18 protein-coding genes are annotated in these 17,032 nt (G+C 64.0%); 6 read left to right on the forward strand and 12 right to left on the reverse strand.

The window, feature by feature from the left end; all coding sequences use genetic code 11:
* Window positions 1-190: 190 nt before the first annotated feature.
* The gene (locus NKL06_RS00425; RefSeq protein ID WP_031196820.1) at window positions 191-694 is read left to right on the forward strand and encodes a GNAT family N-acetyltransferase; all 504 of its coding nucleotides are present in this window, start codon (window positions 191-193) and stop codon (window positions 692-694) included.
* A complete protein-coding gene (locus NKL06_RS00430) occupies window positions 691-1,719 on the forward strand; it encodes a histone deacetylase family protein (protein WP_023694146.1) in 1,029 nt (342 codons plus the stop codon). The genes NKL06_RS00425 and NKL06_RS00430 overlap by 4 nt, the downstream gene beginning before the upstream one ends.
* Window positions 1,720-1,723: 4 nt before the next feature.
* Here NKL06_RS00430 and NKL06_RS00435 read toward each other — a convergent pair whose 3' ends face one another.
* The 3 genes from NKL06_RS00435 to NKL06_RS00445 form a co-directional block, all read right to left on the reverse strand.
* Complete coding sequence (locus NKL06_RS00435) at window positions 1,724-2,986, reverse strand: cysteine desulfurase-like protein (RefSeq protein WP_023694145.1); 1,263 nt, start codon at window positions 2,984-2,986, stop codon at window positions 1,724-1,726.
* A 51-nt stretch (window positions 2,987-3,037) separates the two neighbouring features.
* Window positions 3,038-4,105 (reverse strand): aldo/keto reductase, encoded by a 1,068-nt coding sequence (locus NKL06_RS00440; RefSeq protein WP_023694144.1) that lies wholly within the window; start codon window positions 4,103-4,105, stop codon window positions 3,038-3,040.
* Between the two features lie 119 nt (window positions 4,106-4,224).
* Window positions 4,225-4,767: a hypothetical protein gene (locus NKL06_RS00445; RefSeq protein WP_245267171.1), complete on the reverse strand. Its 543-nt coding sequence runs from the start codon at window positions 4,765-4,767 to the stop codon at window positions 4,225-4,227.
* Window positions 4,768-5,097: 330 nt separating this feature from the next.
* Between NKL06_RS00445 and NKL06_RS00450 the strand changes: the two genes are divergently transcribed.
* Window positions 5,098-5,262 (forward strand): hypothetical protein, encoded by a 165-nt coding sequence (locus NKL06_RS00450; RefSeq protein ID WP_023690170.1) that lies wholly within the window; start codon window positions 5,098-5,100, stop codon window positions 5,260-5,262.
* Window positions 5,263-5,337: 75 nt separating this feature from the next.
* Here NKL06_RS00450 and NKL06_RS00455 read toward each other — a convergent pair whose 3' ends face one another.
* Window positions 5,338-5,844, reverse strand: coding sequence for a DUF1993 domain-containing protein (locus NKL06_RS00455; protein ID WP_023690171.1), 507 nt, complete (start codon window positions 5,842-5,844; stop codon window positions 5,338-5,340).
* 124 nt (window positions 5,845-5,968) lie between these two features.
* On the opposite strand from NKL06_RS00455, the gene NKL06_RS00460 reads away from it, so the two are divergent.
* Window positions 5,969-7,027 carry a DUF1176 domain-containing protein gene (locus NKL06_RS00460; RefSeq protein ID WP_023694142.1) on the forward strand — a complete coding sequence of 353 codons (1,059 nt, stop codon included), beginning with the start codon at window positions 5,969-5,971 and terminating at the stop codon, window positions 7,025-7,027.
* Window positions 7,028-7,063: 36 nt separating this feature from the next.
* Here NKL06_RS00460 and NKL06_RS00465 read toward each other — a convergent pair whose 3' ends face one another.
* From NKL06_RS00465 to NKL06_RS00500, 8 genes are all read right to left on the reverse strand, one after another.
* Window positions 7,064-8,269, reverse strand: a complete 1,206-nt coding sequence (locus NKL06_RS00465; RefSeq protein WP_245267170.1) for an epoxide hydrolase family protein — start codon at window positions 8,267-8,269, stop codon at window positions 7,064-7,066.
* 74 nt (window positions 8,270-8,343) lie between these two features.
* A complete protein-coding gene (locus NKL06_RS00470; RefSeq protein ID WP_023694140.1) occupies window positions 8,344-9,183 on the reverse strand; it encodes an alpha/beta hydrolase in 840 nt (279 codons plus the stop codon).
* Between the two features lie 145 nt (window positions 9,184-9,328).
* Window positions 9,329-10,939: an NTP transferase domain-containing protein gene (locus NKL06_RS00475; protein WP_023694139.1), complete on the reverse strand. Its 1,611-nt coding sequence runs from the start codon at window positions 10,937-10,939 to the stop codon at window positions 9,329-9,331.
* On the reverse strand, window positions 10,936-11,640 hold the full coding sequence (locus NKL06_RS00480; RefSeq protein ID WP_023669076.1) for an XdhC family protein: 705 nt from the start codon (window positions 11,638-11,640) through the stop codon (window positions 10,936-10,938). The genes NKL06_RS00475 and NKL06_RS00480 overlap by 4 nt, the downstream gene beginning before the upstream one ends.
* 2 nt (window positions 11,641-11,642) lie before the next feature.
* Window positions 11,643-11,981: an XdhC family protein gene (locus NKL06_RS00485; RefSeq protein WP_023690176.1), complete on the reverse strand. Its 339-nt coding sequence runs from the start codon at window positions 11,979-11,981 to the stop codon at window positions 11,643-11,645.
* 57 nt (window positions 11,982-12,038) lie between these two features.
* On the reverse strand, window positions 12,039-13,304 hold the full coding sequence (locus NKL06_RS00490) for a vWA domain-containing protein (protein WP_023690177.1): 1,266 nt from the start codon (window positions 13,302-13,304) through the stop codon (window positions 12,039-12,041).
* Between the two features lie 4 nt (window positions 13,305-13,308).
* Window positions 13,309-14,238, reverse strand: a complete 930-nt coding sequence (locus NKL06_RS00495) for an AAA family ATPase (RefSeq protein ID WP_023690178.1) — start codon at window positions 14,236-14,238, stop codon at window positions 13,309-13,311.
* The gene (locus NKL06_RS00500; protein WP_023690179.1) at window positions 14,235-14,762 is read right to left on the reverse strand and encodes a flavin reductase; all 528 of its coding nucleotides are present in this window, start codon (window positions 14,760-14,762) and stop codon (window positions 14,235-14,237) included. The genes NKL06_RS00495 and NKL06_RS00500 overlap by 4 nt, the downstream gene beginning before the upstream one ends.
* A 180-nt stretch (window positions 14,763-14,942) precedes the next feature.
* Here NKL06_RS00500 and NKL06_RS00505 point away from each other — a divergent pair, with 180 nt between their 5' ends.
* The gene (locus NKL06_RS00505) at window positions 14,943-16,013 is read left to right on the forward strand and encodes a branched-chain amino acid ABC transporter substrate-binding protein (RefSeq protein ID WP_023690180.1); all 1,071 of its coding nucleotides are present in this window, start codon (window positions 14,943-14,945) and stop codon (window positions 16,011-16,013) included.
* Complete coding sequence (locus NKL06_RS00510) at window positions 16,013-17,032, forward strand: P1 family peptidase (protein ID WP_023694138.1); 1,020 nt, start codon at window positions 16,013-16,015, stop codon at window positions 17,030-17,032. The genes NKL06_RS00505 and NKL06_RS00510 overlap by 1 nt, the downstream gene beginning before the upstream one ends.

Raw genomic sequence — 17,032 nt, forward strand, 5'->3', positions numbered from 1 at the left:
TGGCGTTCTGGCACACCCCCCTCTGGCCTGCCGGCCATCTCCCCCTCAAGGCGGGAGATCGGATGTCACTGCGGCCTTCGCCAATCTCAATCGTTGCAAAATGGATGGCAGCGCCAAAGCTGCCAATCTCCCCCCTTGAGGGTGAGATGTCCGGCAGGACAGAGGGGGGTGCCTGGGCGCCTTGCCTATCGTGAGTACAGTCACCCTCCGCCCCGGCACCATCGACGACGTCGACACCATCCATGCCGCGCTGCTCAAGCTCGGCACCCATATCGGCGCGCATCAGGAGATCACGTCCACTGCCGACGATCTCCGCCGCTACGGCTTTGGCGACAAACCCGCCTTCTCCACCCTGATCGCCGAGATCGGCGGCGATTTTGCGGGGCTCTGCCTGCATTTCCCGATCTTCTCGACATGGATGGGGCGGCCCGGCGTCTATATCCAGGACCTCTATGTCGAGGACCGGTTTCGCGGCCGCAAGATCGGCGAAAGACTGCTGCGCCGGGTCGCGCGCGACTGCCGCCGGGATGGCGGCGCCTATCTCAGGCTGTCCGTCGACACCGACAATGACGGCGCCAAGGCTTTTTATGAGCGGCTGGGCATCGCCTGGTCGAGCTACGAGCAGACGCAGAAGATTGTTGGCGATGCCTTTTTCGCCTTTGCCGATGCAGCGCAGGATGGGGACGCGGAATGAAAGCCTTCTTTGCCGAGGAGCAGAAACGCCACGACCCGAAGGCCTTTCTGTCCAGCGGTACGCCGCAGCCCAATCCCGAACAGCCGGAGCGGGTAGAGCGATTGTTAGCCGGCGCAAAATCCGCCGGATTGATGATCGAGCGGCCCAGGGAACATGGCCTAGGCCCGGTGGCGGCCGTGCATACGCCGGAGTATCTCGCCTTCCTCGAACACATTTTTGCGCGCTGGCAGCGCATCGAGAGCGCATCCGCGGAAGTCATCCCCAACATCCATCCACTGGCCCGCACAGGGTCCTATCCGGCCTCGGCGGTCGGCCAGGCCGGCTACCACATGGCCGACACCGCTTGCCCGATTTCGGCCGAGACCTGGCAGAGCGCGCTGTGGAGCGCCTGGAGCGCGGTCGAAGCAGCCGAAGCGGTGATATCGGGCGCGCCTGCCGCTTATGCGCTCTGCCGGCCGCCCGGCCACCACGCCTTTGCCGATGTCGCCGGTGGCTTCTGCTTCATCAACAATTCGGCGGTCGCAGCCCAGGTGTTGCGCAAGCAGGCGGCGCGGGTGGCGATCCTCGATGTCGACCTGCATCACGGCAACGGCACGCAAGGCATCTTTTATACGCGTTCCGACGTCCTGACGGTGTCGCTGCACGCCGATCCGGTGCGCTTCTATCCGTTCTTCTGGGGCCATGCCGATGAGCGCGGCGAAGGTCCGGGCCTCGGCTATAATTTCAACCTGCCATTGCCGCGCAAATCAGCCGACGCGGCGTTTCTGGAGGCCCTCGAAGTGGCGTTCCAGCGTATCCGCGCCTTTTCGCCGGACGCGCTGGTCGTGGCGCTCGGTCTCGATGCGTTCGAGGGCGATCCGTTCGGCGGGCTTTCGGTGACCACGCCCGGTTTCTCGCGGATCGGCGTGGCAATTGCCAAGCTTGGCCTGCCGACGGTTATCGTCCAGGAAGGCGGCTATCTCTGCGACGCGCTCGGCGACAATCTCACGGCGTTCCTCACCGGTTTCGGCGGCAAACAGCGATAGCTGACTAGCGCTGCTGCCTCAGCATGGCGATCACCCGGTGCACGCTTTCCAACGTCTCGTCGATCTCTGCCGCCGTGTTGTAGTGCGCAATACCGATGCGCACGACTCCCTGCTCGGCCGGAATGCCGAGATGGTGGACGATCTCCCAGGCGTAGTTGTGACCCGACCATAGAAAAATGTTCTCGGCATTCATCTGCCGCACGATCGTCTCTGGCACGATGCCGTCGACGGTGAAGGACACGGTCGGCACGCGCTCAATGACACGCTTCTGATCTGTGATGCCGCGGATGGTCAGGCCCTCAATGGCGGACAGCCCATCGATCAGCCTCAGCGCCAGCGGGTTTTCGTAGGCGATCGACACTTCGTATGCCTTTGCGATCTTTTGCCTTCGCGAACCGCCCTCGCCGGCCGCAGCACCGAGTTCGGCGAAGTAATCGACCGCTGCGGTAAGTCCGGCCATCAGTTCGATCTGCGGCGTACCGAGTTCAAAACGCTCCGGCAGGCCGTTGGACGAACAGCGGCATTTGTAGGGTTGCAGCGCGTCGATGACGTCGCGACGACCCCAAAGAATGCCCATATGCGGGCCGAAGAATTTGTAGGCCGAGCAGATCAGGAAGTCGCAGCCGAGATCCTGCACGTCGACCAGCCCGTGCGGCGCGAACTGGACGGCATCGACATAGACCAGCGCCCCGGCCTGTTTGGCAATTCGCGTCAGCGCCTTGACCCGGTTGATCGAGCCGGTGAGGTTCGAGGCATAGTTCAGCGCCACGAGCCGAGTCTTGTCGGTGAGCAGAGCGCTGAGCGCCGCCTCCTCGACCTGCCAGCTCTTTTCGTCGAAGGGCAGGAAGCGCACGACGAGGCCAAGATCTTCGGCCAGCTGCAGCCAGGGCGAGACGTTGCCCTCATGATCCATGCGGGTGACGATGATCTCGTCGCCCGGCTTGAAGCCGCGGCCGAGCGTGCGCGACATGTGATAGGTCAGCGTCGTCATATTGGCGCCGATGATGATTTCCTCAGCGCTCGCTGCACCCAGGAAATCGGCCATCGCCGCATGGGCGCCGTCGACCACCTGTTGCGCGGCAAGCGTGGTTTCGAAATAACCGCCGAGATTGGCGTTGGTGGTGAGGAGGCAGCGCGCCACCGCGTCGGCAACCGCTTGCGGCACCTGCGTGCCGGCCGGATTGTCGAGATAGATGCGACGGCGGCCGTTATCGGTCAGGTCCAGCGCCGGAAATTTTCCCCTGACGGTCTCGATCGGAAAATCCATGGCTGTCCCTTCCCCTTGTCTTTGCTCGGCAATTCCGGCCAAACGGTCTGCTTATGGGCACGGATTGCCGACGCGCTGGTGGATCGCATCCACGCCCTTCTGCATCTCGTCGGTCCAGGTCACATCGGCTGACGACAGCGCCATCTCGAGCTGGGCAATCGTCGTCGCGCCGATGATGCTGGAGGTAACAAAGGGTCGGCTGGCGACATAGGCGTTGGCGAACAGCGCCGGTTCGAGGCCGAAGGAGCGCGCCAGTTCGTTGTATTCGAGCTGCGCCTCCGCCGCATTCGGCGTCTCATAGCGCTGGCCGCGGTTGAACAGCTGCGAGCGCGAACCTTGCGGCCGCGCGCCATGATCGTATTTGCCGGTGAGATAGCCTTGCGCCAGCGGCGAATAGGCGAGAAAGCCAACCTCTTCGCGGTCGCAGACTTCGGCGAGGTTCACCTCAAATGTGCGGTTGACGAGGTTGTATGCGTTTTGCAGCGAAACGACACGCGGACCGACGCCTTTGTCGGCCTCGGCGATGAAGCGCATCACGCCCCAGGAATTTTCGTTGGACAGGCCGAGATGGCGGATTTTTCCCGCCTTCACCAGTTCGTCGAAGACGGCCAGCGTCTCGGCGATCGGCGTCTCGCCGGCCGGCGCGCCAACCGCGTCGGCGCGGCGCGGCGTGGCGCCGACGCGGGTCGGGTTGGCGCCCCAGGGGATGTCGCGCTCCGGCCAGTGGATCTGGTAGAGGTCGAGATAGTCGGTGCCGAGCTTGGCCAGCGATTTGTCGATGGCGTCAAAGATGTCGGCGCGCACCAGTTTTGACGGCCGATCGCCACGAAACCAGCGGTTGGCGGTGCGGCCGACCACTTTCGAGGCCAGGATGACCTTGTCGCGATTGCCCTTGGCCTTCATCCAGCTGCCGATGAACTTCTCTGTCCGCCCCTGCGTCTCCTCCTTGGGCGGTATCGGGTAGAGCTCGGCCGTGTCGATGAAATTGACCCCGCGCGCAAAGGCCAGATCCATCTGCGCATGGCCTTCGGCCTCGGTGTTCTGCTGGCCCCAGGTCATCGACCCCAGGCAGATCTGGGTAACAAGAAGATCGGTCCGACCGAGACGGCGTTTGTGCATGGGGTTTCTCCGGCGGGAGGTTTGCGCGGACGGCGCGGGAAGGAAGCCGCATGTATAGGGAAAGCGGCGCCGCTCTCCAACCCTCAGGGAACCCGACCTTTGCGTGAACCCTGGAAAAGTCAGCGCCGGACGCCGGCCAGCGCGCGCCGCTTGGCCTCATCGATCAGCATATTGGCCACCTGCATGCGGATCATGGCGCGCTGGCGCAGATGCGGCGCGACGCGGTCGGGGTGGTTGGCGAAGGCGAAGCTGCGGCGCATGCCGCCGAGATCGGCGTTCTTGACGGGATGATCGAGGCCGAGCTCGACGGCGATCGCGTCAGGGTCGATCGGCGGCAGCTTTTCCTCGGGCTTTGCCTCCTCGCCGGCCAGCGCCAGCTTGGCATGATCGAGAAGGGCCGCGAATTCTGCGGCCAGATCGGCTCCCGCCTCGCGGTATTCGGCGGCGAATGTTTCGCCCGAGACCTTGATGCGGCCGGAATGAAGCTCGTCGGCCACGGAGAGATAGTCGAACGGGATCGACGGCCGGGCGCTCGTCTCTTCCGCCGCCTCATCCTTGTCGGAGGCAACGAACAGATCGTCGAGCAAGGAAGCGAAATCCCGCTTGGCGCCGATGTCAGCCTCCCCCTCGTTTAAGCGTGCGAACAGAGCCGGTCGCAGCATAGAACCGGCTCGTTAAAAATGAATGCCGCTGATCTTAACCAGTTTAGGCGTTTGCGAGGTTTGGGCGGGCCCGGTTGGCGATGCGCAAGACCCAACAAAAAGCCGGACTGCATTTGCATGCAGTCCGGAAATTCGCCAGGAGTGGCGAGGAAAAGCCGGCCATGTGCCAGCGTCTATGCATACGGTGGGGATGCGCCACAAGTTTCAGCGCACGCGGCAATTGTGCCGAAAAAAAATCGCTTGGCATGGCTGCCATGCAAATGCTGCACTGCACAATCTTCACAATTTTCCTATACTCGGCGCCGTGGAGGATCAACAAGGGGCCGAATCATGGGGTTCTTCACTGAAATGTTTGCCCGTCCGCGTCCGCAGGAGCATCAGCGTTATCGTTCCGCCCTGGCACTGCTGCACTCGATGAGCAATGCCGACCGCGCCGACATCGGCGTCAAGCCGGCCGATTTCCCACGCATCGCGCGCGAAATGTCACTGCGTTGAGTAAGCCTTGGCGCTGAACCAGCGTCATACGAGGTTTCCCGGCAGCGGCCGGGAAACCTCGCAACGCGCAATTCGTCAACGATTACCGAGATAGGCGCCCTTGGTCAGCGGCACGCCATTGTGGCGCAGGATGTCGTAGGCGGTGGTCACGTGGAAATAGAAGTTGGGCATGGCGACATGCAGCAGATACTGCATGCCTGGCATCGAGGCTTCGCGCTGGCCAAACTTCAGTTCGACCACCCTTTCATCCGAACCCTCGAATTCGGCGGCTGAGAATGACGCCAGCAGATCGAGCGTCTTGGTCAGGCGCGCCTGCAACTCGGCGAAGGTCGCTTCATTGTCTTCGTATTTCGGCACTTCGCGACGGGCCAGCCGTGATGGCGCGCCCTTGGCGTGGTCGGTGGCAACCTGCACCTGCCTGACCAGTGCGTACATGTCGGGCGCCAGCCTCGCGGTCAAAAACACCTGCGGGTCGATCTTGCGTTCAGTTGCATTCTGTTCGGCGGCCGACAGCACGCCGGACAGCGCCTTCAGCCTGGCCGAAAACACCGGCACCGAGGCTTCATACATCGATAGTGTCACGTCAAATCTCCATTGCGGCTGAAGCGCCGACCGCGGGACGTAGCGCCTTCCCGGGCGATTCTTCAAGCGTCACCACGTCGCCGCAATCTCTATGATAGGCTCCTTTCGTGGTGGAGATTCTCCGATGAGACGCGTCTTTCTGGCAGCGGCCGCCTTTTGCTCCCTTGCCGCATCCGGCCAGGCTGTGTTCGCCGACGATGAACCGGCAGCCGATGACCAAGCCCCTTACGTCGATGACAGGTCGGATGCCGCAGCCGTCATCCGCTCGCTCTACAGCGCCATCAACCGGCACGAATTCGCCCGCGCCTGGGCTTACTACGGCGATACCAAGCCGGCAAAGGATTTCGATACCTTCGTCAAGGGCTATGACGGCACCGGCAGGGTCGACGTCGAAACCGGTGCTGTTTCCGACGAGGGCGCAGCCGGCAGCATCTATTACAGCGTTCCGGTCGCCATCCGCGCCACCGACAAGAACGGCAATGAAGCGGTCTTCGCCGGCTGCTACACGCTGCGCCAGGTCAGCGCTCAGATCCAGGCCCCGCCATTCCGCCCGATCTTTATCGACAAGGGCGCGCTGAAGCCGTCCAAGGCCGATTTCGAGGAGGCGCTGCCGCCAAGCTGTGGTGACGGGCCGCCGCCGCCGAAGAAGGACACCGCACTCGAGCAGGTGAAGAAACTGTTCGCCGCCGATTATGGCGATCAGTGTGACAAGCAATTTCTCGGCGAGGAGCCGAACATCTTTTCGATCAAATACAAGGCAAAGGACGCGGCTGCCAGCGATCCCGACAAGGAAACGCGGCTTTTCGAGTTCTACTGCCAAGCGGCAGCCTATAACGCAAGTTCGGTCTACTACATGACCGACGAAGTATCGGGCGTGCGGCAGTTGCAGTTCACCGAGCCCGAAATGGATATCCGTTACGAGAACAATGACAGCGACGGCAAACTGCTGGGCATGGATATCATCGGCTTCCGCACAACCGGCTGGGCGGCCAATTCCGAATATGACGAAGAAGCCAAGACGCTGACCACGTTCAACAAATGGCGCGGCATCGGCGACGCCTCGGACAAGGGGATATACCTGTTCCGTAACGGCGATTTCTCCCTCGTCCAATATGATGTGGACGCGTCTTACGATGGCGAGGAGAACCCGCAGACGGTGGTCGACTACAACACCGCGCCGTAGGGGTCTTAGCAGGAACCGCCGCGCTCAAGCAGTCCTTCACATTCGCCTTCTCGTTTCAGGCCGCGAACGCATCGGCCGGAAGAAGGCGCGAATGTCCTCGACCAGAAGACTCGGTTCCTCCAGCGCAGCGAAATGGCCGCCTCGCGGCATCGATGTCCATCGCTGAACGTCAAAGACCCGCGCCACCCAGGATCGAGGCGGCATCGGCAACTCGCGAGGGAAAAGCGCTACCCCAAATGGAGGCGAAACGCGTTCCAGCGTCTCGAACGCAAGAGGGAACAGTCGATTCTCCTTGTAGAGTCGCAAGGACGAGGTGAGCGCGTTGCTGAACCAATAGAGAGAAACATCCGTAAGGAGCGTGTCCATGCCGAAGGTGCGCTCCACGTCACCGTCGCAATCGCTCCAGCTACGGAACTTCTCGATCATCCAGGCTGCGAGACCGATCGGCGAGTCTGTCAGAGCATAAGCAAGCGTCTGAGGCTTCGTGCCCTGCAGATGGGCATAGGCGCCCTCCGTTGCCGTCCAGGCCGCGGCCTTTTCCAGAAAGGCCTGCTCCTCAACGGTGACAGGTGGCAGACCTGCACCCAAGGGTGGCCGATAGCTCCCGGGAATGTAATTGACGTGGACGCCAAGCACGCTTTCGGAATGGAGCCGTGCCATCCAGGCGGAAACGCCCGCGCCGATGTCGCCTCCTTGGGAAGCGAAGCGGTCGTAGCCGAGCCCGCGCATCAACTGTACCCATAACTCCGCGATGCGGCCGGAATGGAAGCCTGGTTCCGTCGCCGCCTGGGAAAAGCCGTATCCGGGCAAGGAGGGAACTACCACGTGGAAAGCGTCGGCCGGGTCACCACCATGGGCAGCTGGGTCTGCCAGCAATGGAATGACGTGTTCCATTTCGATGAACGAGCCGGGCCAGCCATGCGTTATGATCAGCGGCAGCGGCGCCGGTCCGTTGCCTGGCTGGTGGACAAAGTGGACGTCTAGGTTGTTCAGCCTCGTCAGATACTGCGGCAGCCGGTTCAGCCGCGCCTCTTGCACTCTCCAGTCGAAGCGGTCTCGCCAGTAATCCGCAAGGCGCTTGATGAACGGCAGCTCGGCCCCATCGTTCCAACCCGCTTCGCTTAGCGGAATTGGCCATCGTGTTGCGCTAAGCCGGCGCTGGAGATCTTCAAGTTGTTCGTTCGGAATTTGGATCTTGAAGGGGTGGGCGTCCATCGCTGTGCTTCCGATCTGTTGGATCATATCAGCCTACACCTAAGAGGATATCGGCCGAACCATGATTGCCAAAACCAACGGGCACCCCTGGGCGATATGCCTCAGGGCGCCTTCGACAGCATCCAGTTCAGCGTTTGGCGCCAGTCGACCATGCGGATCGGCGTGCCATGGGTGCCGGTCTCGAACCGGACGAACCGGGTCGGATAGGCTTTCGAGTTCGCAGTGATGGAGCGGAAGAAGGCTTCCTGCTTCTCCACGGGAAAGACCGGATCCTTGCTGCCTTGGCCGAAGAACACCGGCACACGGCGCCTGTAGGCCGGGCTCGACAGGAAACTGTCATCCCACAGCGAGCCGAGCAGCAGCAGCCCGTTGATGCGCCGTCCCGTATCGCTGCGGCCGGCCAGCTTCCAGCACAGCGCGCCGCCCATCGAGCCACAGGCGACGAAGATTTTCGCGTCCGGCGAGGCCTCGGCATAGTGGCCGATCAGCGCCGCGACCTGGGCCGCGCCCTTGTCGCCGAAATCGGTGAAATCGGGTGAGAGATAGAGGCCGCCATTGCCGGCCATCAGGTTCTTGATTCGGTTGAAGTTGCCGCCGAAGGTGAAGTCGTCGACGCCCTGCTTGCGGCTGCCGCCCTGCCCGTGCAGGTAAAGCACGATGATGCCGGCGCCTTCGGTCTTGCCGACGGCGACATGCCTGACATCGCCGGCATCGGTTTTCAGCATCAAATCCCGCTGCACCTTGCGCACGCCGGTGTCGGTATACTTAGCCTGCACGCGCTTTTCCGGCACCTCGTCGCGGTCGTTGATGTCGCGCATCTCGCGATAGTCGATGACGGTGTAGGCGCCTTTGTCCGTGGACGAGAGCGTCGCCGGATAGGCGAAGAGGTCATCCTTGTAGGGTTTTAGTTCGAGCGCGTCCGCGTGGGCGGCGGAGAACAAGAAAAGAAGTGAAACCAGAAGGGTATGGAACGCGGCTACCCCCTCTGGCCTGCCGGCCTGGCCGGCGGGCCAGAGGGGGGTAGAAGCGCTGAGGCAAGTAAAGAGAGAGCCATGCTAAAGGCATGCGTTTTTCGGCTTCGCTTTGTCAATCCTGCAGCACGCCGCCGGCGTCTTCGAGCGCCTCGCGGGTGTCGACGTCGACCGACGCGCCGTCGCCGATCTCGACGTCGATGACATCCAGTCCCTCGGCCTCGACCAGATGGCGGGCGCCGGTGTCGCCCTCGAGGTGAGCGATGCCTCCAAACAGCGCGCGTGGCAGCAGCACCGGATTGCCGCGGCGGCCGTCATGGGCGGCACGCACCACTGAGCGGCCGCCGTCCCTACGGAAGGCCTCGATCAACCGGTCGAGATCGGCCGATGAGATACCCGGCATGTCGCCGAGGACGATCATGGCGCCGGCCGCCTCGGCTCCAACGCGGGCAATGCCGGCTTTTAGAGACGAGGACAGGCCGTCGGCAAAATCCGAATTGTCGGCGAAGATCACGTCGAGGCCCGAGAGCGCGGCGTGCACCCGCTCGCGCTGATGGCCGGTGACGACAACGGTGGCAGAAGCCTTGGAATCGAGCGCCCGTTCAGCGGTGCGGCGCACCAGCGGCTTGCCGTCGAACAGCGCCAGAAGCTTGTTCGGCCCGCCCATGCGGCTGGAGCGACCGGCGGCCAGAAGCACGATCTCGACCTTCAGCCCGGCTCTCGCCGGCAGCGGCTCGCGCGGCTGCGGCCTGGTCGGGATTTCCATCAAGAGGCCGCCAACGCCCATGCCGGCGATGTCCTTGGCGGTGACGTCGAGACCGGCGATCAGCCTGTCGAGCACCCAATCGAAACCGTTCTCCTTGGGGCTGCGGGCGCAACCGGGCGCGCCGATGACGCGCTTGCCGTCCAGCGTGCCCAGCACCAGCAGATTGCCGGGATCGACCGGCATGCCCGCGCGGATCACCGTGCCACCTGCTGCCTCGATCGCCGCCGGAACGACATCGTTGAAATCGCTCATCGCCGAGGCGCCGAAGATCACCACCATGTCGTTGTCGCGCGCCAGCGCGGCCGCTGCCTCGGCTACAGGCGCGATCTCGTGCGGCGTGCGGCGCTCCGTCGTCAGCCGACCGCCGGAGCGTGCCAGCCGGGCCTCGGTGACGCGCAGCGTTTTGTCGAGCACGCTGGGCTTGATGCCGGGCAGCATCGTCTGAATGACGCCGATGCGCACCGGATGGTAGGCGTTGACGGCGAAGATCTCGCCGCCGGCGCAGATCTTTGTCACCGCATCGACAAGGGCCGAGGCAACGGCGAACGGGATGATCTTGACCGTCGCCACCATCTGGCCCTGCTCAACCGGCGCGTGCTGCGCCAGCGTGGCGATGGTGATGGTCGGGTCGACCGCATTGATGGCGTCGATCATGGCGGCATCGACGGTGAAGAGACCGGCGGCCTTGGCATGGAGGTTGACGCGGCCGGTCGCGGCCGGTTTTGCCTCGATGTTGCGGTGGGCCATGCTGGCAGCAATCTTTTCGGCCGCCGCATCCTCGCTGAGGTCATCGGCGGCAAGCACCGCCACGACGATCTCGGTAATGCCGGCCGCCTTCAGCACCGCCACGTCCTGCGTGCTCAGCCTGTGCGCCTTGCGGAAACGCCGCTCGCCCGCCGTCGTGGCATGCGCCAGCACCGCGCCTTGCGCCTGATCGATCGGGATCGGCCCGAACTTCACGCCGCCGCGCCTTTGGCTTCGAGACCGCGCGAGCGAAAGGCGTGGATCGTCTGCGCCAGGATGGCGACGGCGATCTCGGCCGGGCTCGCCGCGCCAATGTCGATACCGATCGGTGCGTGGATGCGGGCGATCTGGTCGGCGCTGGCGCCGAGCGCCAGCAGGCGCTCGACGCGCCTGGCGTGTGTTTTGCGGCTGCCGAGTGCGCCGACATAGAAACAGTTGGCGTCGAGCGCGGCCTTCAGTGCGAAATCGTCGATCTTCGGATCATGGGTGACGGCGGCCAGCGCCGTATAGCTGTCGAGCGGCTGGCGTTTCAGCACATCCTCCGGCCATTCGGCATGGAGTGCTACATCGGGAAAACGGTCCGGGGTGGCGAAGGCGGTGCGCGGATCGACGATCTCCAGGGGATAGCCGGCGATCCTGGCCATCGGCGCCAGCGCCTGACTGATATGGACGGCGCCGACTACCACCAGGCGCGGCTGCGGCAAATGCGCGTTGAGGAAGAAGGTGCGCCCTTCAGCCTCGACCGAACCCGAATTGCCGGTGCGGAAAGCCTTGGCGATCGCTTGGCCGAGATCGCCGGCAACCTGGTCGCCTTCTCGCACGATGCGGTCGCGGCCGTCGCCGAGATCGGTCACCAGGATCGCCGCACGGCGGGCACGGCGTTCGGCATTGAGGGCTTTGAGAGCGTAGGGATCCATGCCTAACCGAGCCGCTCCACATAGACCTTGATGCGGCCGCCGCAGGATAGGCCGACCTGCCAGGCGGTTTCGTCGGCAACGCCGAATTCCAGCATCTTGGCTTTCCCCGAGTCGATGACGTCGATCGCCTCGCTCACCACCGCGCCCTCGACGCAACCGCCCGAGACCGAGCCGTGGAAATTGCCTTCGGCGTCGATGATCAGATGGCTACCGACCGGCCTCGGCGCCGAACCCCAGGTCTCGACCACAGTGGCGATGGCGACATCCTTGCCGTCCTTCATCCAGCCTTCCGCGATGATCAAGGGGTCGCGGGCCTCATCGAGATAGATGCTGTTGTCCATGATCGCTTGCCTCAAAGTCTGTTTTCTCTGGGAGCCTGTTTTCGGAATCCAATATGGCTATGCGGCGCGCCTGACACCAGCGTCCTGCCAGCGACGCGGATCGACCGAAGCGGCGGATTTCTTGTCCAGCGAGGCGCAGAGGTCGGCCAGCGCATCGAGATTGTGTACCGAGCGGAACTCGTCGACATGAGGCAGCATCGCCTTGACGCCGCGGGCGCGGGCCTCGAAACCGTCAAAGCGCAGCAACGGGTTGAGCCAGATCAGCCGCCGGCAGGATTTGTGCAGGCGATCCATCTCCTCCGACAGGCCGGAAACATCGTCGCGCTCCAAACCGTCGGTGATCAAAAGCACCACCGCGCCCTGCCCGAGCACGCGGCGTGACCAGTGCTTGTTGAACTCCGCCAGCGTATCGCCGATGCGGGTGCCGCCCGACCAGTCCTTCACCGCCGCCGAGCAGTCGGCAAGGGCGGCATCGGGGTCGCGATGGCGCATCTGCCGCGTGAGATTGGTCAGTCGCGTGCCGAAGACGAAGGTGTGCACGCGCCGCCGTTTTTCGGTCAGCGCATGCAGAAAGTGCAGGAAGATGCGCGTGTACTGGCTCATCGAACCGGAGATATCGGCGAGAACCACCAGCGGCGGATGCACTTCGCGGGCTGAGCGGAATTTCGGCAGGATCAGTTCGCCGCCGGTGCGCGCGGCCGAGCGCATCATGGCGCGTGGATCGATACGGCGGCCATGCAGGTCTGCCTTGAAGCGTCGGGTACGGACCATGTCGAACGGCAGCCGCAGCCGGGCAATCGCCTTCTTGGCGTCTGCCATCTCGTCGGCATTCATCTGGGCAAAGTCCTTGCCGCGCAGCACTTCATTCCCGGAGAAGGTTAGCCGGGCGTCGACTTCGATCTCCGGGATTTCCCTGACCGGCCGATTCTTCTCGTGGCCTTCGAACATGGCCTGGCTGACGCGATTTTCTGCCGCGCGCGGCTTTTGCTTCTCCCTGGTGTCGGGCGCCACAGGCGAGAACATCGCCAGAAGTTTCTCGATCAGCTCGCGCGATTTCCAGAACAGCCGGAAGGCTTCGTCGAAAACAGGGTGATCCTCGTGCCGCGACACCAGCACGGCATGCAGCGTCCAGTAGAAATCGTCGCGCGAACCGATGCCGGCTGCCAGCACCGCCTCGATCCCATCCTTGACCGAAGCCGGCCCGACCCGCATGCCGGATTTGCGCAAGGTGCGGGCGAAATAGACGATGTTGTCGGCGATGCGCCCGTCTTCCGTCGCCTCTCTGGGGTCGGTCTCTTTGGGGTAAGCACCCGGCGCCTTCACTGCCCTACTCCGCAGCCGCCAGTTCGGCCTTGACCTCATCGAGGATGCGCCGGCCCTCGCCCGCGCCGATGCGGGCAATGTCGTCCTGGTATTTCAACAAAACGCCGATCGTGTCGGAGACGGTTTCGGGATCGAGCGCCACCTTGTCGAGTTCGGTCAGCGCGCCGGCCCAGTCGATGGTTTCGGCGACACCCGGCGCCTTGAACAGCTCGACCCGGCGCAGCTTCTGGATGAACGACACCACTTCCGCGGAAAGTCGGCTGTTGGCCTGCGGCACCTTGCGGCGCACGATCTCCAGCTCGCGCTCGGCATTGGGATAGTCGACCCAGTGATAGAGGCAGCGCCGCTTCAGCGCGTCGTGGATTTCGCGGGTGCGGTTGGTGGTGATGATGACGATCGGCGGCTCCTCCGCCTTGATGGTGCCGAGCTCAGGCACCGTCACCTGGAAGTCGGACAGGATTTCGAGCAGGAATGCTTCGAAAGCCTCGTCGGTGCGGTCGAGCTCATCGATCAGGAACACCGGGGCCGCACCCGCCATGCCGGTCAGCGCATCGAGCACCGGGCGGCGGATCAGGTATTTTTCGGAAAAGACATTGCGCTCCATGTCGGAGCGGTCGACCGAGCCTGCCGCCTCCTCCATGCGGATCTCTATCATCTGCGCGGCGTAATTCCACTCATAGACAGCGGACGAGACGTCGAGCCCTTCATAGCATTGCAGGCGGATCAGCCGGCGGCCGAGTGCCTGCGCCAGCACCTTGGCGATCTCGGTCTTGCCGACGCCGGCCTCCCCTTCAAGGAACAGCGGCCGCTGCATGCGCAGGGACAGGAACAGCACCGTTGCCAGCGAGCGGTCCGCGACGTAGTCCGCGCTGGTCAGGAGATCGAGCGTTTCGTCGATCGTCCGCGGCTCGGGGCGCGGTTTCAGCTCGGTCATTCTTTCTCCGTTGCCGCCTCTGCTCCGCTCTGCAGCACGTGGTAGTCGCGGGCGTGGTAGATCAGCGGCCGCAAATTATCGCCCATGCGCAGGCCTGTCACCTTGCCAAAAAGCACACGATGGGTGGCGAGATCCTTGGTGTCGATCAATTCGCAGTCGAAAACCGCAAGAGCGCCCTTCAGGGTAGGCGCGCCCGTCGATATGACATCCCACTCGCCAAGCGCGAAACGCTCATCGGCCGACAGCCCGGTCAGGCCTGAAAACGCCACCGATAGGGGCTGCTGGTGCGAAGCCAGCGTGTTCAGCGCAAACCGGCCGTTTTGCACGAACAGCTCGTTCTTGGCATTCTCGCGGTTGAGACAGACGAGAACCGTCGGCGGCGTGTCCGACACCGAACAGGCGGCAATCACCGTCGTGCCGCGTTTGCCGGCGGGCCCGTCGGTGGTAACCACATGGACGTGGCCGGCAAAATGCGCCATCGCGTCGCGATAGGCCTGAGGCCCTATGTCGTTCAACTTCAACACCGATGATTTTCCATAAGCGGGAATCCAAGCGTTATATATGGCGGCACACAATAGGCCACAAGCGAAGTGGTTGACGCCAATCCGCAAATTCCCGTGTTGCGCCTGGGGCGGGCAGCCTTTAGGTCTTGGCGGAAGAGACGCTGGAAGCATGCGACCGGCACGGAGGAATTCGTCGTCAGAATGCGACCCCCAACAGCTGTAATAGCGGCACTGCTCTGGCTGCTGCCGGCAAGCGCCGGCGCGCAGACTTTGCTTGTCGGCGTCGCCGCACCCCTGTCCGGTCCGTCGGCGATCCTGGGCAAGCAGATTGAGGCGGGTGCTGCCCTGGCAGCAGAAGCCAACGGCGCCGAGATCAGGACGGTCGACGATGCCTGCACAGCCGATGGCGGCGCCGCCGCCGCGAGGGAGTTCGCGGCGGCGAAGGTCAAGGTCGTCGTCGGCTTCCTCTGCACCGAGGCGATCCATGCGGCGCTGCCGATCCTCAAGGACGCTGACATACCGGTCATCACCGTTGGCGTGCGCACCGAAAGCCTGACCGATCGCCGCGCCAAAACCGGCTGGCCGGTCTATCGGCTGGGGCCGCGCGGCGATGACGAGCGCAATGCGGTGGCCGCCATCCTGACCCGGCTGTGGCAGAGCGAATTGTTCGCCATCGTCGATGACGGCACCATCTATGGCCGCGAAATCGCCGAGACGCTGCGCGCCGCAGCGGAGCAGGCAGCGCTGAAGCCGGTCTTCACAGACACGTTCCGGCCGCAGCTCGACAACCAGATCGGGCTGATCGGGCGGCTGAAGAAGGCGGGCGCCACGCATGTCTTTGCCGGTGGCGACGGCGACGACATCGCCATTATGGGCCGCGACGCCGGCCAGCTCGAGGCCGGCATTGTCTTTGCCGGCGGCGAGAATTTGCGCACGCCACCCGGCGATGTGCCTTACGCCGTCGGCACGCTGATGATCGCGCCGCCGGAATGGGCCGATGTCGCCGATCCCAAGGTGCTGGCGGCGTTTACGGCCAAAAACATCGCGCCGGATGGCTATGCCTTGCCGGCCTATGCGGCGGTGGAGATTGCCAAGGCGGCCTCGGCCGCGCCCGAGACCTCGGGCAAGGGGCTGGCCGACGCGCTAACCGGGAACGATTTCACCACCGCGATCGGCCCGCTGCGGTTCGACGACAAAGGCGATCTGAGCCAAAACCTCTATCGCGCCTTCCGCTTCGACGGGACGCGTTTCGTGCCGGCGGAGACGAACTGATGTTTCGCACCGGGCCGCGCAATCTGATCACCGATGTCGCCGGCCTGCGCGTCGGCAACGCGTCGGACGCCAGGCTGAAATCGGGCGTCACCACCGTATTGTGCGACGAACCGGCGGTCGGTGGCGTGCAGATCCTCGGCGGCGCGCCGGGCACGCGCGAGACCGACCTGCTCGAACCGCACAATTCCATCGAGGCGGTTCATGCCGTCGTGCTGTCGGGCGGCTCGGCCTTCGGCCTCGACGCCGCCTCCGGCGTTCAGGCAGCGCTGCGCGAAAAAGGCATTGGCGTCGATGTTGGCGGCTTTCGCGTGCCGATCGTGCCGGCGGCGATCCTGTTCGACCTGCGCAATGGCGGCGACAAGGATTGGGGCCGTTATCCTCCCTACCGCGACCTCGGCTACGAAGCCGCCCAGGCGGCAACAGTCGACTTTCCGCTCGGCACAATCGGCGCCGGCACCGGGGCGCTGAGTTCCGGGCTGAAGGGCGGCCTTGGCTCTGCCTCGACTGTGCTCGACAGCGGCGTCACCATCGGCGCACTCGCCGCCGCCAACCCGACCGGCTCGGTAACGATCGCGCGGACCCGCTATTTCTGGGCGGCGCCCTTCGAGATCGGCGATGAGTTCGGCGGGCTTGGCTATCCCTCGCCAATGCCGGACGATGCCAGGCGGATCCTGTTGAAATACCGCGACAAGCGTGTCGGTGGACAAGCCGAGGCCGGTGGCAACACCACCATCGCCGTCATCGCCACCGACGCCGTGCTGACCAAGGCGGCAGCCAAGCGGCTGGCCATTTCAGCGCATGACGGCTTCGTGCGCGCCATCTGGCCCGTGCACACGCCGGCTGACGGCGATCTGGTGTTCGCGCTGGCGACGGGGAAGAGCGGCATAGAACTCAGCGCCGACGATGCCGTCGATTTCTTTGCCGCCGCCGGCGCCACCATGGCGCGCGCCATCAGCCGCGGCATCCATGCCGCGACGCCGGCCGATGGCGATCTGTTTCCGGTGTGGTCGTCGCGCTGA

Origin of the sequence: Mesorhizobium sp. C268A, assembly GCF_040324475.1 — a bacterium.
GTDB lineage: Bacteria > Pseudomonadota > Alphaproteobacteria > Rhizobiales > Rhizobiaceae > Mesorhizobium.

What these genes read in the sequence shown, in the direction of transcription:
- NKL06_RS00480 (WP_023669076.1), bottom strand. Translation starts at nt 11,640, where the DNA reads ATGGATCCCTACGCTCTCAAAGCCCTCAATGCCGAACGCCGTGCCCGC.
- NKL06_RS00445 (WP_245267171.1), bottom strand. Translation starts at nt 4,767, where the DNA reads ATGCTGCGACCGGCTCTGTTCGCACGCTTAAACGAGGGGGAGGCTGAC.
- NKL06_RS00495 (WP_023690178.1), bottom strand. Translation starts at nt 14,238, where the DNA reads ATGACCGAGCTGAAACCGCGCCCCGAGCCGCGGACGATCGACGAAACG.
- NKL06_RS00460 (WP_023694142.1), top strand. Translation starts at nt 5,969, where the DNA reads ATGAGACGCGTCTTTCTGGCAGCGGCCGCCTTTTGCTCCCTTGCCGCA.
- NKL06_RS00465 (WP_245267170.1), bottom strand. Translation starts at nt 8,269, where the DNA reads ATGATCCAACAGATCGGAAGCACAGCGATGGACGCCCACCCCTTCAAG.
- NKL06_RS00510 (WP_023694138.1), top strand. Translation starts at nt 16,013, where the DNA reads ATGTTTCGCACCGGGCCGCGCAATCTGATCACCGATGTCGCCGGCCTG.
- NKL06_RS00430 (WP_023694146.1), top strand. Translation starts at nt 691, where the DNA reads ATGAAAGCCTTCTTTGCCGAGGAGCAGAAACGCCACGACCCGAAGGCC.
- NKL06_RS00440 (WP_023694144.1), bottom strand. Translation starts at nt 4,105, where the DNA reads ATGCACAAACGCCGTCTCGGTCGGACCGATCTTCTTGTTACCCAGATC.
- NKL06_RS00485 (WP_023690176.1), bottom strand. Translation starts at nt 11,981, where the DNA reads ATGGACAACAGCATCTATCTCGATGAGGCCCGCGACCCCTTGATCATC.
- NKL06_RS00505 (WP_023690180.1), top strand. Translation starts at nt 14,943, where the DNA reads ATGCGACCCCCAACAGCTGTAATAGCGGCACTGCTCTGGCTGCTGCCG.
- NKL06_RS00435 (WP_023694145.1), bottom strand. Translation starts at nt 2,986, where the DNA reads ATGGATTTTCCGATCGAGACCGTCAGGGGAAAATTTCCGGCGCTGGAC.
- NKL06_RS00450 (WP_023690170.1), top strand. Translation starts at nt 5,098, where the DNA reads ATGGGGTTCTTCACTGAAATGTTTGCCCGTCCGCGTCCGCAGGAGCAT.